Consider the following 13,429-nt stretch of genomic DNA (forward strand, 5'->3'; position numbering starts at 1 on the left):
TCGTTTGTCGTGATCTCGCCGTGGCACAACGTGACCGCGGCGCGATCTGTTCCTTCGGGAAAGGCTTCAGTCCCGGTCGCGACGGTCGGCCTGGTCGGCCGACGGCTGCTCGGTGTCCGGCCGGATGTCGATGCGCCAGCCGGTGAGCCGGGCGGCGAGCCGGGCGTTCTGCCCTTCCTTGCCGATGGCGAGGGAGAGCTGGTAGTCCGGCACGGTCACCCGGGCCGAACGGGCGGCCAGGTCGACGACCTCGACCTTGGAGACCCGGGCCGGGGACAGCGCGTTGGCGACCATCTCCGCCGGGTCGTCGGACCAGTCGACGATGTCGATCTTCTCGCCCAGCAGCTCGGCCATGACGTTGCGGACCCGGCCGCCCATGGGGCCGATGCAGGCGCCCTTGGCGTTCAGGCCCGAACGGGTGGACCGGACGGCGATCTTGGTGCGGTGACCGGCCTCACGTGCGATCGCCGCGATCTCGACGGAACCGTCGGCGATCTCGGGGACCTCGAGCGCGAAGAGCTTCTTCACCAGATTGGGGTGGGTGCGCGAGAGGGTGACGGACGGACCGCGGACACCCTTGGCGACCCGGACGACGTACGTGCGCAGCCGCAGGCCGTGCGTGTACTCCTCGCCGGGCACCTGCTCCTGCACCGGAAGGATGGCTTCCAGCTTGTCGTCGAGCCTGACGAGGACGTTCTTCGGGTCCTTGCCCTGCTGGACCTGGCCGGCGACGACGTCGCCCTCGCGGCGCGCGTACTCGCCGAAGGTGACGTCGTTCTCCGCGTCACGCAGCCGCTGCTGGATGACCTGGCGGGCGGTGCTCGCCGCGATCCGGCCGAAGTCCGACGGCGTGTCGTCGAAGTCCTTCGGCTCCTGGCCCTCCTCCAGCTCGGAGGGGTCCTCCTTCGCCCACACGGTCACGTGACCGGTGTGCCGGTCCAGCTCCACGCGCGCGTGGCGCCGGGCGGAGGGGGTGCGGTGGTAGGCGATGAGGAGGGCCGACTCGATCGCCTCGACCAGCAGGTCGAAAGAGATCTCCTTCTCTTGTGCCAAGCCCTTCAGGAGCTTCACGTCGATGTCCACGGCTACGCCTCCTCTTCCTTCTTGTCCTTGCGGCTGAACTCGATCTCGACACGCGCCTTGGCGATCTCGGCGAACTCGACGCGCCGGGCGGTGGGCTTGCGCCCCTTCACGCCGGGCACCTCGAGGTCGAGGCCGTCGTCGTCCACGGTCAGGATCCGCGCGATCACCTCGCCGCCGCCCGCGGAGTCGGTCAGCCTCAGCTTGACCAGGCGCCCGGTGGCGCGCACGTAGTGGCGGTGCTGGGTGAGGGGGCGGTCGGCGCCGGGGGAGCTGACTTCGAGGACGTACTCGCCCTCGCCCATCGCGTCCGTCTCGTCGAGCTTCTCGGAGATGACGCGGCTCAGCTCGGCGCAGGCGTCCAGCTCCACGCCCTCGTCCGAGTCGACGATGACCCTCAGCAGTCCGCGGCGGCCGGCCCGGGACACTTCGATCTCCTCGAGATCCAGGTCCTTCGCGTGGACGAGCGGCTCCAGGAGTCCGCGCAGCCTGTCGCTCTGGGTGGTGCTCATCCGGGTGACTCCTCGGCCGCGTGTGCTGTTGTGGGTTCGTCGCGTGTCAGACCAAAGGGTATCCGGTCCCGAGGGGTGTTGCCGTCCACGGTGTCCCCGGCCGCGGGTACGCTCGCCTGCGGTGATCTTCGACCGAGGCCGAGGGAGAGAACGTGGGGCGCACGGGGACGGTGGGCAGGCGTGCGCTGCTGCTCGCCGGGGCGGCGACACTGGGCGGGTGCACCACCACGCCGCCGCGGGAGAGGGGTCCCGAGCCACCCACCGCGGCCGAACGGGCGGCCCGCGCCGAGGCGGAGCTGCGCCGCAGGTCCGCGGCGGCCGGCCGGACCCTGCTGGAACGTTACGACGCGGTGCTCGCCGCGCACCCCTCGCTCGCGGCGCGACTGACGCCGTTGCGGACCTCGGCCGCGGCGCACGCCGCGGCCCTGGCCGAGGGGACGGCCGCCCCCGGCGCCCGGCCGGCGCCTTCGCCCACCGGCAGCGGACCGGCCCCCTCGTCCGCCTCCTCCCCCGCGAGCCCGTCGGCCGGCGCCTCCGCCGCGGGGGCCACCACCGTGCCGCCGACGCCGCCCACCGTCCCCGCGGACCCCGCGGCGGCACTGCGGCAGCTGGCGGCCGAGGTCCGGCGGACCTCCGACACCCACACGGCCGCGCTGCTCGACGCGCCGCCGGAGTACGCGCGGCTGCTGGCCTCGGTGGCGGCGGCCGGCGCGGCGCACGCCTATCTGCTGACCGAGGGAGGCCGGGGATGACCGAGCGGGAGGACGCGCTCGCCGCGGCCCAGGCCGCCCTCGCCGCCGAGCACGCGGCGGTGTACGGCTACGGCGTCGTCGGCGGCCGGATCGGGGCGGGGCGCCGGGCCGATGCCACCACGGCCCACGACGCCCACCGGGCCCGGCGGGACGCGCTGCGCCGGACCGTGCGCGACCTCGGCGGCGAGCCGGTGGCCGCGGCCGCCGGTTACGCGCTGCCGTTCCCGGTGCCGGACGCGGCCGCCGCCGTCCGGCTGGCCGCCGCCCTGGAGGACGGCGTCGCCGGGGTGTACTCCGATCTCGTCCGGGCCTCGACGGGTCCGCTGCGACGGGACGCCGCGGCGGCCCTGCGCGACGCCGCCGTGCGGGCCGTCCGCTGGCGCGGCAGCGACGTAACCTTTCCTGGGCTCGCCGAGCGGGTCTGAGCCCCGCTCCGGCCGGACTCGTCCGAACTGCAGAAGGAACAACGCACGCATGGCTTTCGAACCGCCGCAGCGACTCGTGCGGGCGCTGGGCGAGACGTACGGGGACGCCGTCGCGGCCGAGTGGCTCGGAGAGCTCCCCGAGCTCGCCCGGACCGCGCTGGAGACCGCCTCCCTGGACGTCGACCGGACGGTCGCCCCCGGCGGGCGCAGCAGCCTCGTGCTGCTCGTCCGGCGGCCGGACGGCACCCCCGCCGCGCTGAAGATCGCCCCGGACGCCGCCCGGCCCGGGGCCGAGGCGCGGGCTCTGGCGCACTGGGACGGCTGGGGCGCGGTGCGGCTGGTCGACACGACCGACGGCGGCGCACTCGTACTCGAACGACTGCACCCGGAAGTGTCCCTCCGCTCCCTGCCGGAGGCGAAGGCGCTGCTGGAGGCCGCCGGCATCGTGCGGCGGCTGTGGGTCGAGCCGCCCGCGGAGCACGACTTCGAGACGGTCGCCGAGCGCACGGCCCGGCAGGCGGCGGCCATGGAGGGTCACCGCGGTGACGAGTCGGCCGGCGGGCTGGCCGCGGCGGCTCTGGAGGCCCGCGCGGAGCTGGTCGCCGACTCCCCCGAGACGCTGCTGCTGCACGGCTGCTTCCGGCAGGGCAAGGTGCTGGCCGGCGACCGGACACCCTGGCTGGCCGTCGGGCCCGAGCCGTTGGTCGGCGAGCGTGCCTACGACCTGGCGCGGCTGGTCCGCGACCGGGTGGAGGACCTGGTGGCGGCGTCCGCGGGGGCCTCGTCGGCACGCCGCCGGGTGAACCGGCTCGCGGACTCCCTGGAGGTGGACCGCGAGCGGCTGCGCGGCTGGACGCTCTTCCGGGCCGTCGAGTCGGGCACGCGGGCGCTGGCCGCGGGACGGCGGCAGGACGCCGAGCTGTTGCTGGAGTTCGCGGGCTGGCTGTGAGCGGACGGCACTTTTCCGCGGCCTTCCGCCGGGGCATACCCTTGCTGTAAGGCTCGGCTCGGACGCCCGTCAGGGGGTCGTGATGATCGAAGCGCTGTTGATGGCCGCAGCGGGTGCGATAGCCGCCGCCGGGGTGTACACGGCGGCCGCGCTTCGCGTGGTGAAGCAGTACGAACGAGGCGTGGTGTTCCGCTTCGGCCGGCTCCGTGACGACGTCCGGCAACCCGGCCTGACGATGATCGTTCCGGCGATCGACCGGCTGCACAAGGTGAACCTCCAGATCGTGACGCTGCCGGTGCCCGCGCAGGAGGGCATCACCCGGGACAACGTGACCGTGCGCGTGGACGCGGTCGTGTACTTCAAGGTGGTCGACGCCGCGGACGCGCTGGTGCGGGTCGAGGACTACCGGTTCGCGGTCTCGCAGATGGCGCAGACGTCACTGCGGTCGATCATCGGCAAGAGCGATCTGGACGATCTGCTGTCCAACCGCGAGAAGCTCAACCAGGGTCTGGAACTGATGCTGGACAGCCCTGCCATGGGCTGGGGTGTCGCCATCGACCGCGTCGAGATCAAGGACGTGTCGCTGCCGGAGACCATGAAGCGCTCGATGGCCCGGCAGGCGGAGGCGGACCGTGAGCGGCGCGCCCGGGTGATCAACGCGGACGCGGAACTCCAGGCCTCGAAGAAGCTGGCGGAGGCCGCGGGAGTGATGTCGCAGCAGCCCGCCGCACTCCAGTTGCGGCTGCTCCAGACGGTGGTGGCGGTGGCGGCGGAGAAGAACTCGACGCTGGTGCTGCCCTTCCCGGTGGAGCTCCTGCGGTTCCTGGAGCGGGCCGCGCAGCCCCCGGCCGCACCCGCTGCCCAGCCCGTCCAGGAGCCCTTGCCGGGCCTGACCCCCTCGCCCCACCTCCAGGGGCTCACGGGTGCCGCGAACGCGACCGGCGCGGCCAACGGCTCGAGCGTCGAGGACCTGGCCGGCGCCCCGGTCGACCCGGCGCCGCAGGAGAGCTGAGCCGGACCTCGCACGACGGGAGCGGGTGGCAGGGGCAGAGGCCCCCGCCACCCGCTCCCGGGTGTCCCGCGTCAGGCGCTCAGACGCGCGATCGCCTCGTCGACGGTGAGCTCCTCGCGCTCGCCCGTGCGGCGGTCCTTCAGCTCGACGACGCCCTCGGCCGAACGGCGGCCGGCGACGAGGATCTTCGGGACGCCGATCAGCTCGGCGTCGGTGAACTTCACGCCCGGGGAGACGCCCGCGCGGTCGTCGACCAGGACCCGCAGGCCGGCGGCCTTGAGCTTCTCGGAGACCTCCAGGGCCAGCTCGGTCTGCAGCGCCTTGCCAGCCGCGACGACGTGGACGTCGGCCGGGGCGACCTCGGCGGGCCAGCACAGGCCCTTGTCGTCGGCGTGCTGCTCGGCGAGGGCCGCGACGGCGCGGGAGACGCCGATGCCGTACGAGCCCATGGTCACGCGGACCGGCTTGCCGTTCTGGCCCAGCACGTCGAGCTGGAAGGCGTCGGCGTACTTGCGGCCGAGCTGGAAGATGTGGCCGATCTCGATGGCGCGGTCCATCTTCAGACCGGTGCCGCAGTTGGGGCAGGGGTCGCCGTCCTGGACCACGACGACGTCCAGGTAGTCGTCGACCTCGAAGTCACGGCCCGCGACGACGTTCCGCGCGTGCTTGCCCTCCTTGTTGGCGCCGGTGATCCAGGCGGTGCCGGGGGCGATGCGCGGGTCGGCGATGAAGCGGACCTTCTCCAGGCCCTGCGGGCCGACGTAGCCCTTGACCAGGTCGGGGCGGCCGACGAAGTCCTCGGCGGTGACCAGCTCGACGACGGCCGGGGCCAGGTGGTCCTCCAGCTTGCCGAGGTCCACCTCGCGGTCGCCGGGGACGCCGACGCCGACGATCTCGCCGTCGACCTTGACCAGCAGGTTCTTCAGCGTCTCGGAGGCCTGGACGCCCAGGTGGGCGGCGAGCGACTCGATGGTGGGGGTGTCGGGGGTGTCCAGCTCCTCGACCGGGGCGTGCGCGGAGCCGTCGGCGGCCTGGGCCTTGAAGGTCACGGCCTCGGTGTTCGCGGCGTAGGCGCAGCTCGGGCAGTACACGAAGGTGTCCTCACCGGCGGCGGCCGGTGCCAGGAACTCCTCGGAGGCCGAGCCGCCCATGGCGCCGGAGATCGCGGAGACGATCTTGTGCTCCAGGCCGAGCCGCTCGAAGATCCGGACGTACGCCTGGCGGTGCAGCGCGTACGCCTCGGCCAGGCCCTCGTCGGTGGTGTCGAAGGAGTACGAGTCCTTCATCTGGAACTCGCGGCCGCGCAGGATGCCCGAGCGGGGACGCGCCTCGTCGCGGTACTTCGTCTGGATCTGGTAGAGGATCACCGGCAGGTCCTTGTAGGACGTGCACTGGTCCTTGACCAGCTGGGTGAAGATCTCCTCGTGGGTGGGGCCGAGGAGGTAGTCGCCGCCCCTGCGGTCCTGGAGGCGGAACAGCTCCGCGCCGTACTCCTCCCAGCGGCCGGACGCCTCGTAGGGCTCCTTGGGCAGCAGGGCCGGCAGCAGGACCTCCTGCCCGCCGATCTCGTCCATCTCCTCGCGCACCACGCGGGTGACGTTCTCCAGGACCTTCTTGCCGAGCGGCAGCCAGGACCAGATGCCCGCCGCGTTGCGACGGACGTAGCCGGCGCGGACGAGCAGCTTGTGGCTGAGCGTCTCGGCGTCCGCCGGGTCGTCGCGCAGTGTCTTGACCATCAACCGGGACATGCGCTGGACCTGGGCCATGGGGAACTCTCCTGCGGTGAAAAGTGTGATGGCTAGGAGGTTAGCCGGGTGGCCCCGGGTCGGTGAAATCAGTTCCGGCGCAGAAGCGGCAGCGGCGCGCCCATCACGGCGTAGGGACGGGGTGCGCTGGGGAAGTGGACCTGCCGGGCGAGGTCGGTGTAGCCGAGGTCGCGGTAGAGCCCGCGGGCCGGGCTCTCGGTGTCGATCGCGGAGAGGATCGAGCGCGGCTGGGAGGCGCCGTCGGTGATGGTGGTGATCAGTGTCCGGCCGACGCCCCGCCCCTGGAATGCGGGGTGGACGTGCAGTTCGGTGATGACGAAGGAGTCGTCGAGCCAGTCGGCGGTGCCGGTGGCGCGCAGGTACGGCTCGACGATGCCGGACCACCAGTGGCCGCGGTCGTTCGGCATGCCGTAGACGAAGCCGACCAGGCGGCCGTCGCCGGTGGTGGCCCCGTAGGCGCAGGCGCCGGGACTGAGCAGGTGGCGCAGGACGATGTGCCGGCGTACGACGATCTCGTCCTCGCCCAGTCCGAAGGCGAGCGCTTGCACGGCGAGGGCGTCGTCCACCCGCGCGGCGAGATTGACCGGTCCGATCGTGACGTCAGCGTCATCCATGCGCGCACCCTACAAGTGGATCAGAAGAGGACGCTCATGAAGGCCCCCACCTCACGGAATCCGACGCGGCGGTACGCGGCCCGGGCGGGGGTGTTGTAGTCGTTGACGTACAGGCTGACCACGGGGGCGACGTCGGCGAGGGCGTAGCGCAGGACGGCGGCCATGCCCGTCTCGGAGAGGCCCTTGCCGCGGTGTTCGGGGGCGACCCAGACGCCCTGGATCTGGCAGGCGTGGGAGGTGGCGGCGCCGATCTCGGCCTTGAAGACGACCTTGCCGTCCTCGATGCGGGCGAAGGAGCGCCCGGAGCCGACGAGCTCGGCGACCCGGGCCTGGTAGAGCAGTCCGCCGTCGCCGGCCATCGGGGAGATGCCGACCTCCTCGGTGAACATGGACACGCACGCGGGCATGATCACGTCCATCTCGTTCCTGCCGACCCGGCGGACGAAGGGGTCGGGCTCGACGTCGGCCGAGGGCTCCTCGGTCACCATGAGGGGCTGGCGGGCGCGGATGTCGCGGGCGGGGCCCCAGCCGGGCTCCAGGAGCCGCCAGAGCTCGGCGGTGGGTTCGGCGGGGCCGACGATGGAGGAGCAGCGGCGGCCGGTGCGGCGCGCGCGGTCGGCGAAGGCCCGGACGGCGTCCGGGGTGGCGCACATCGGGACGAGGTTGGCGCCGGAGTAGCACAGCGAGCGCAGCCGCCCGTCGGCGTACCAGCCCCACATCTCGCCGCCGAGGCGCCAGGGGTCGAGTCCGGCGGCCTGGACCCGGGCCGCGACGAAGGCGTTCTCGACGGGGGCGCTCTCCAGGACGGCGAGCGCGGCGCCGAGGTCGGCGGGTTCGAGGACCCGGGTGGTGGTCTGCGTCAACACGAGGGGGCCTCACCATGCGGTCTGCTGATTCTCCGCACTGTACCTGGCGCGTCGGGGAGGTGGTGGGTGAGTGGATGGGGCGGCCCGTGCGGGCCGGGGTGGGGCGGTCCGGCCCGGTCGGGGACGGACGAGGCCCCGGGCAGGAGCCCGGGGCCTCGTCGTGCGCGTGCGGGGTGCGGTCAGACGCCGATGGCGACCGTCGGCTCGCCGGACATCACGCCGTCCTTCTCCATCTGCTCGGCGATCTTCATCGCCTCCTCGATCAGGGTCTCGACGATCTTCGACTCGGGGACGGTCTTGATGACCTCGCCCTTGACGAAGATCTGGCCCTTGCCGTTGCCGGAGGCGACGCCCAGGTCGGCCTCACGGGCCTCGCCGGGGCCGTTGACGACGCAGCCCATGACGGCGACGCGCAGCGGGACCTCCATGCCCTCCAGGCCCGCCGTGACCTCCTCGGCGAGCTTGTACACGTCCACCTGGGCGCGGCCGCAGGACGGACAGGAGACGATCTCCAGGCGGCGCGGCTTGAGGTTCAGCGACTCCAGGATCTGGTTGCCGACCTTGACCTCCTCGACCGGCGGTGCCGAGAGGGAGACGCGGATGGTGTCGCCGATGCCCTCGGACAGCAGCGCGCCGAAGGCGACGGCGGACTTGATGGTGCCCTGGAAGGCGGGGCCCGCCTCGGTGACGCCGAGGTGCAGCGGGTAGTCGCACTGGGCGGCGAGCTGACGGTAGGCGTTGACCATGACGACCGGGTCGTTGTGCTTGACCGAGATCTTGATGTCGCCGAAGCCGTGCTCCTCGAAGAGGGAGGCCTCCCACAGCGCGGACTCGACCAGCGCCTCGGGGGTGGCCTTGCCGTACTTCTTCAGCAGCCGGGCGTCGAGGGAGCCCGCGTTGACGCCGATCCGGATCGGGGTGCCCGCGTCCTTGGCGGCGTGGGCGATCTCCTTGACCTTGTCGTCGAACTGCTTGATGTTGCCCGGGTTGACGCGTACGGCAGCACATCCGGCCTCGATGGCGGCGAAGACGTACTTCGGCTGGAAGTGGATGTCCGCGATCACGGGGATCTGCGACTTCTTCGCGATCGTGGCGAGCGCGTCGGCGTCGTCCTGCGTCGGGCACGCCACCCGCACGATCTGACACCCCGAAGCCGTCAGCTCCGCGATCTGCTGCAACGTCGCACCGATGTCGGACGTACGCGTCGTCGTCATCGACTGCACCGAGACGGGCGCGTCCCCGCCGACGGCGACGCTGCCGACCTGGATCTGGCGGCTCTTGCGCCGCTCGGCGAGCCGGGTCGGAACGGTCGGGATACCGAGAGAAATCGCGGTCATCTGAAGTGCAACCTCAAGGTTGTGCGTCGGCGGGCTCAGGTCTCCGAGGTTACCGCCCTCGGGAGGGATGGCCGGACACCGGCGGTGTCCGGCCTCCCCGCGGTCAGGTCAGCTTCACCGGATTGACGATGTCGGCGGCCAGCACCAGCAGCGTGAAGCAGACGAAGACGCCCGCCACCACGTAGGCGGCCGGCATCAGCTTGGCCACGTCGAACGGGCCCGGGTCGGGGCGCCTGAAGATCCGCGCCGCGTGGCGGCGGACGGACTCCCACAGCGCGCCCGCGATGTGTCCGCCGTCGAGCGGCAGCAGCGGCAGCATGTTGAACAGGAACAGCGAGACGTTGAACATGACGAGCAGCTGCAGGAAGACCACGAGGAGCGTCTGCGGCGGGGCGTCGATGGTCATCAGCTCGCCGCTGATCCGGGCGGCTCCGACGACGCCGACCGGGGAGTCGGCCTTGCGCTCGCCGTCGCCGAAGGTGGCGTCCCACAGGTCCGGGATCTTGCTCGGCAGGGCGAGGACGGACTCGAAGCCGGCCTGGAGCTGGTCGGTCATCCTGGAGGCGGACTCGCCGAAGGTGAGCGGGACGACCTCGCGGCTCGACTCGAAGCCGAGGTAGCCGGCGGAGACGTACTGGGCGGGCTGGAGGACCTTCCCGTCCGCGTCCTTCTTGAGGACCTTGTTCTCCATCAGCGTGACGGGCAGCTGCCGCTCCGCGCCGTCGCGCTGGACGGTGACGGTCGCGGGTCCGACGACCGCGCGGATCCGGTCGGAGAGGGTGTTCCAGTCCGAGACGCGTTCGCCGTTGAAGGCGACGATCCGGTCGCCCTTGAGCAGTCCGGCCGCCTTGGCGGGCGAGACGGGGTCGCCGGCCCGGCAGGTGTCGCGCTTCTGGCTCTGGTCGATGACGCAGTTGGTGACGCCGGCGACCTTGGTGGTCTGGGTCTCGAAGCCGACGGCCATCGCGCTGCCGAAGAAGAGCACCACGGCGAGGATCAGGTTCATGAACGGACCGGCGAACATCACGATGACGCGCTTCCACGGCTTGCGCGTGTAGAAGAGCCGGTTCTCGTCGCCGGGCTGGAGCTCCTCGAAGGACGCCTCGCGGGCGTCCTCGATCATCGAGCGCCACGGCGAGGTGGAGCGGGCCTCGACCCGGCCGTCCTTGCCCGGCGGGAACATGCCGATCATCCGGATGTAGCCGCCGGCGGGAACGGCCTTGAAGCCGTACTCCGTCTCGCCCTTCTTCCGCGACCAGATGGTCGGGCCGAAGCCGACCATGTACTGCGGCACGCGGATGCCGAAGAGCTTGGCCGTGGAGAGGTGGCCGAGCTCGTGCCAGGCGATGGAGACGAGCAGTCCCAGCACGAACAGCACGATGCCGAGAAGCGTCAGAAGTACGGTCATGCGCGCGCCTCCGCGGTCGCCTTCGCTGTGAGCTCTGCCAGTTCACGGGCCCGGGCGCGTGCCCAGGTCTCCGCTTCGAGGACGTCGGACACCGTCAGGGAGGTTCCCCGGGCGGGGGTGCCGTGTTCGGTGACGACTGCCGTGACCGTATCCATGATTCCGTTGAACGGCAGCCTTCCGGCGAGAAACGCCTCGACGCACTCCTCGTTCGCGGCGTTGAACACGGCCGGTGCGGTGCCGCCGAGCTCGCCGACGTGGCGGGCGAGTCCGACGGACGGGAAGGCCTCGGTGTCGAGGGGGAAGAACTCCCAGGTGGACGCCTTCGTCCAGTCGAAGGCGGGGGCCGCGTCCGGGACCCGCTCGGGCCAGCCGATGCCGATGGCGATCGGGCCGCCCATGTCCGGCGGGGTGGCCTGGGCGAGGGTGGAGCCGTCCGTGAACTCCACCATCGAGTGGACGTACGACTGGGGATGGACGACGACCTCGATGCGGTCGAAGGGGATGTCGTAGAGGAGGTGCGCCTCGATGACCTCCAGGCCCTTGTTGACCAGCGTGGCGCTGTTCACCGTGATGACCGGCCCCATGGCCCAGGTGGGGTGGGCGAGCGCGTCCTCGCGGGTGACGTCCGCCAGCTCCGCCCGGGTGCGGCCGCGGAAGGGGCCGCCGGAGGCGGTGACGACCAGCTTGCGGACGTCGGCGCGGGTGCCGGCGGCGAGCGCCTGGAAGAGGGCGGCGTGCTCGGAGTCGACCGGGATGATCTGGCCGGGCTTGGCCAGCGCCTTCACCAGCGGACCGCCGACGATCAGCGACTCCTTGTTGGCGAGGGCGAGGGTGCGGCCCGCTTCGAGCGCGGCGAGGGTCGGCGCGAGGCCGATGGAACCGGTGATCCCGTTGAGCACCGTGTGGCACGGGGAGGCGGCCACCTGCGTGGCGGCGTCGGGCCCGGCCAGGATCTCGGGGAGGGGCTCGGTGCCGTACAGCGCGGTGAGCGCGTCGCGGAGCTCGGGCACCACGTCCTCGCGGGCGACGGCGACCGTGGCGACCCTCAGCCGGTGCGCCTGCTCGGCGAGCAGGGCGACCCGGCCGCCGGAGGCGGCGAGGGCGGTGACCCGGAAGCGGTCGGGGTTGCGCAGGACCAGGTCGATGGCCTGCGTGCCGATGGACCCGGTGGAGCCGAGGACGACGATGTCCCGGCGGCCTTCGGCTGGATCGAAGGCGATGTGCGGGTCGGCGAGAGGAGAGGGGCGGTCGCTCATGCCCCCCATTCTTGCCCCAAAGGCGTTGCGCTCCGACAGCACGTCCGGCTCAGGGCGCTCGCCGGGCCTGTTGCGGGCCTCCCCGGGCGGCCGGCGGGAGGCACGGCGGACCGGGCGGTGGCCGCCGGCGGCTCGCTGCCGGCGGCCGGGAGCCGGCTCAGAGGGCCGCGCGGAACTCCTCGAAGGCGCGGTGGAAGTCGGGGAACGTCTTCCGTACGCAGCCGGGGTCGTCGAAGGCGATCCCGGGTGCGCGCAGGCCGGTGACCGCGAAGGACATCACGATGCGGTGGTCGCCGTGGGTGGCGATCTCGACGCCGTGCCCGGACGGAGTGCCGGGCAGGATCTCGATCCAGTCGGGGCCGGTCGCGACGTCGACGCCGAGCCGGCGCAGGTTCTCGGCGCAGGCGTCGAGGCGGTCGCACTCCTTGACGCGGGTGTTGGCGACGTCCTCGATGCGGACCGGCCCGTCGGCGAAGGGCGCGATGGCGGCCAGCGTGGGCATGGTGTCGGAGATGTCGCGCATGTTGACCGTCAGGCCGCGCAGAGTGCCGGTGCCGCGGACGGTGGTTCCGTCGGCGGCCACGTCGACCTCGGCGCCCATCCGCCGCAGCACCTCGACGAATCCGAGGTCGCCCTGGAGGGCGCCGGTGCCCAGGCCGGGGACGGTGACCGCGCGGCCGGCTTCGAGCGCGGCGGCGGCGAAGAAGTAGCTGGAGGTGGAGGCGTCCGGCTCGATGGCGTACGTGGTGGCGCGGTACCCGGTGGGGGCGACCCGGTAGGTCCGGCCCTCCCGGGTCACCTCGGCGCCGAAGCTGCGCATCATGGCGAGGGTGATCTCGACGTACGGCTCCGAGACCAGGTCCGTGACGGTGATGTCGAGGCCCTCGGCGGTGAGGGGGCCGAGCATCAGCAGCGCGGTCAGGTACTGGGAGGACTGGCCTGCGTCGAGGGTGAGCGCGCCGCCCTTGATGCCGTCGGCGTGGACCGTGAGGGGGTGGTGGCCCTCTTCGAGCGGGTGGTGGAGGTCGACGCCGAGGGTGCGCAGTGCGGTGGTGAGGGGCCCGAGGGGGCGGCGGCGCATCTGGGCGGAGGCGTCGAAGCGGAAGGTGCCGTGGCCGGCGGCGGCGAGCGCGGGCAGGAAGCGCGCGGTGGTGGCGCCGTCGCGGCAGTACACGTCGGCGTCGTCCGCGCCGGGGCCCTCGGGGCGGCCCTCGATGTGCCAGGCTCCCGGTTCCCGCCGGACCTCGTAGCCGAGGGCGGCGAGCCCCTCGGCGAAGCCCTCGGTGTCGTCGGAGACGAGCGGCCGGAGGAGCGTGGTGGTCCCGTGCGCGGCCGCGGCGAGGAAGAGCGCGCGGGCGGTGACGGACTTGGAGCCGGGGATGTCGATGACGGTCACGGCCCCATGGTGCCGTGACCGGGGGTGCCTCGGGGGCCGAGTCCGCTGTTCGGACA

The 13,429-nt window shown here is 72.5% G+C and carries 13 protein-coding genes; 4 read left to right on the forward strand and 9 right to left on the reverse strand.

Features of this window, described 5'->3' with window-relative positions; translation table 11 throughout:
* Positions 1 to 66: 66 nt before the first annotated feature.
* Together nusA and rimP are read right to left on the reverse strand one after the other, a co-directional pair.
* Positions 67 to 1,083 carry a transcription termination factor NusA gene (nusA, locus tag ACGFZF_RS19495; protein WP_393555678.1) on the reverse strand — a complete coding sequence of 339 codons (1,017 nt, stop codon included), beginning with the start codon at positions 1,081 to 1,083 and terminating at the stop codon, positions 67 to 69.
* Positions 1,084 to 1,085: 2 nt separating this feature from the next.
* Entirely contained in the window at positions 1,086 to 1,592 is a 507-nt protein-coding gene (gene rimP / locus ACGFZF_RS19500; protein WP_393555680.1) for a ribosome maturation factor RimP, read from the reverse strand.
* A gap of 152 nt (positions 1,593 to 1,744) precedes the next feature.
* Here rimP and ACGFZF_RS19505 point away from each other — a divergent pair, with 152 nt between their 5' ends.
* From ACGFZF_RS19505 to ACGFZF_RS19520, 4 genes are all read left to right on the forward strand, one after another.
* Entirely contained in the window at positions 1,745 to 2,344 is a 600-nt protein-coding gene (locus ACGFZF_RS19505) for a hypothetical protein (RefSeq protein ID WP_393555682.1), read from the forward strand.
* On the forward strand, positions 2,341 to 2,769 hold the full coding sequence (locus ACGFZF_RS19510) for a ferritin-like domain-containing protein (RefSeq protein WP_393555684.1): 429 nt from the start codon (positions 2,341 to 2,343) through the stop codon (positions 2,767 to 2,769). Before ACGFZF_RS19505 ends, ACGFZF_RS19510 begins: the two co-directional genes overlap by 4 nt.
* A 49-nt stretch (positions 2,770 to 2,818) precedes the next feature.
* Positions 2,819 to 3,718 (forward strand): aminoglycoside phosphotransferase family protein, encoded by a 900-nt coding sequence (locus ACGFZF_RS19515; protein ID WP_393555686.1) that lies wholly within the window; start codon positions 2,819 to 2,821, stop codon positions 3,716 to 3,718.
* An 82-nt stretch (positions 3,719 to 3,800) separates the two neighbouring features.
* Positions 3,801 to 4,730 (forward strand): slipin family protein, encoded by a 930-nt coding sequence (locus tag ACGFZF_RS19520; protein WP_393555688.1) that lies wholly within the window; start codon positions 3,801 to 3,803, stop codon positions 4,728 to 4,730.
* A 71-nt stretch (positions 4,731 to 4,801) separates the two neighbouring features.
* Here ACGFZF_RS19520 and ACGFZF_RS19525 read toward each other — a convergent pair whose 3' ends face one another.
* From ACGFZF_RS19525 to aroA, 7 genes are all read right to left on the reverse strand, one after another.
* Positions 4,802 to 6,496, reverse strand: coding sequence for a proline--tRNA ligase (locus tag ACGFZF_RS19525; protein ID WP_393555690.1), 1,695 nt, complete (start codon positions 6,494 to 6,496; stop codon positions 4,802 to 4,804).
* 68 nt (positions 6,497 to 6,564) lie between these two features.
* The gene (locus ACGFZF_RS19530) at positions 6,565 to 7,110 is read right to left on the reverse strand and encodes a GNAT family N-acetyltransferase (protein WP_393555692.1); all 546 of its coding nucleotides are present in this window, start codon (positions 7,108 to 7,110) and stop codon (positions 6,565 to 6,567) included.
* Between the two features lie 20 nt (positions 7,111 to 7,130).
* Positions 7,131 to 7,976, reverse strand: a complete 846-nt coding sequence (locus tag ACGFZF_RS19535) for a GNAT family N-acetyltransferase (RefSeq protein WP_393555694.1) — start codon at positions 7,974 to 7,976, stop codon at positions 7,131 to 7,133.
* A gap of 179 nt (positions 7,977 to 8,155) precedes the next feature.
* Complete coding sequence (ispG, locus tag ACGFZF_RS19540; RefSeq protein ID WP_356604392.1) at positions 8,156 to 9,313, reverse strand: flavodoxin-dependent (E)-4-hydroxy-3-methylbut-2-enyl-diphosphate synthase; 1,158 nt, start codon at positions 9,311 to 9,313, stop codon at positions 8,156 to 8,158.
* A gap of 103 nt (positions 9,314 to 9,416) precedes the next feature.
* Entirely contained in the window at positions 9,417 to 10,721 is a 1,305-nt protein-coding gene (locus tag ACGFZF_RS19545; RefSeq protein ID WP_393555697.1) for a M50 family metallopeptidase, read from the reverse strand.
* Complete coding sequence (gene dxr / locus ACGFZF_RS19550; RefSeq protein ID WP_393555699.1) at positions 10,718 to 11,977, reverse strand: 1-deoxy-D-xylulose-5-phosphate reductoisomerase; 1,260 nt, start codon at positions 11,975 to 11,977, stop codon at positions 10,718 to 10,720. The genes ACGFZF_RS19545 and dxr overlap by 4 nt, the downstream gene beginning before the upstream one ends.
* Before the next feature lie 157 nt (positions 11,978 to 12,134).
* Positions 12,135 to 13,373, reverse strand: a complete 1,239-nt coding sequence (gene aroA / locus ACGFZF_RS19555; RefSeq protein ID WP_393555701.1) for a 3-phosphoshikimate 1-carboxyvinyltransferase — start codon at positions 13,371 to 13,373, stop codon at positions 12,135 to 12,137.
* Between the last annotated feature and the right edge of the window lie 56 nt (positions 13,374 to 13,429).

This window comes from Streptomyces sp. NPDC048338 (assembly GCF_043201055.1).
GTDB lineage: Bacteria > Actinomycetota > Actinomycetes > Streptomycetales > Streptomycetaceae > Streptomyces.

Coding starts and splice junctions, on each gene's coding strand:
- ACGFZF_RS19530 (WP_393555692.1), bottom strand. CDS start 7,110: ATGGATGACGCTGACGTCACGATCGGACCGGTCAATCTCGCCGCGCGG.
- ACGFZF_RS19520 (WP_393555688.1), top strand. CDS start 3,801: ATGATCGAAGCGCTGTTGATGGCCGCAGCGGGTGCGATAGCCGCCGCC.
- ACGFZF_RS19515 (WP_393555686.1), top strand. CDS start 2,819: ATGGCTTTCGAACCGCCGCAGCGACTCGTGCGGGCGCTGGGCGAGACG.
- dxr (WP_393555699.1), bottom strand. CDS start 11,977: ATGAGCGACCGCCCCTCTCCTCTCGCCGACCCGCACATCGCCTTCGAT.
- ispG (WP_356604392.1), bottom strand. CDS start 9,313: ATGACCGCGATTTCTCTCGGTATCCCGACCGTTCCGACCCGGCTCGCC.
- ACGFZF_RS19525 (WP_393555690.1), bottom strand. CDS start 6,496: ATGGCCCAGGTCCAGCGCATGTCCCGGTTGATGGTCAAGACACTGCGC.
- rimP (WP_393555680.1), bottom strand. CDS start 1,592: ATGAGCACCACCCAGAGCGACAGGCTGCGCGGACTCCTGGAGCCGCTC.
- ACGFZF_RS19510 (WP_393555684.1), top strand. CDS start 2,341: ATGACCGAGCGGGAGGACGCGCTCGCCGCGGCCCAGGCCGCCCTCGCC.
- ACGFZF_RS19545 (WP_393555697.1), bottom strand. CDS start 10,721: ATGACCGTACTTCTGACGCTTCTCGGCATCGTGCTGTTCGTGCTGGGA.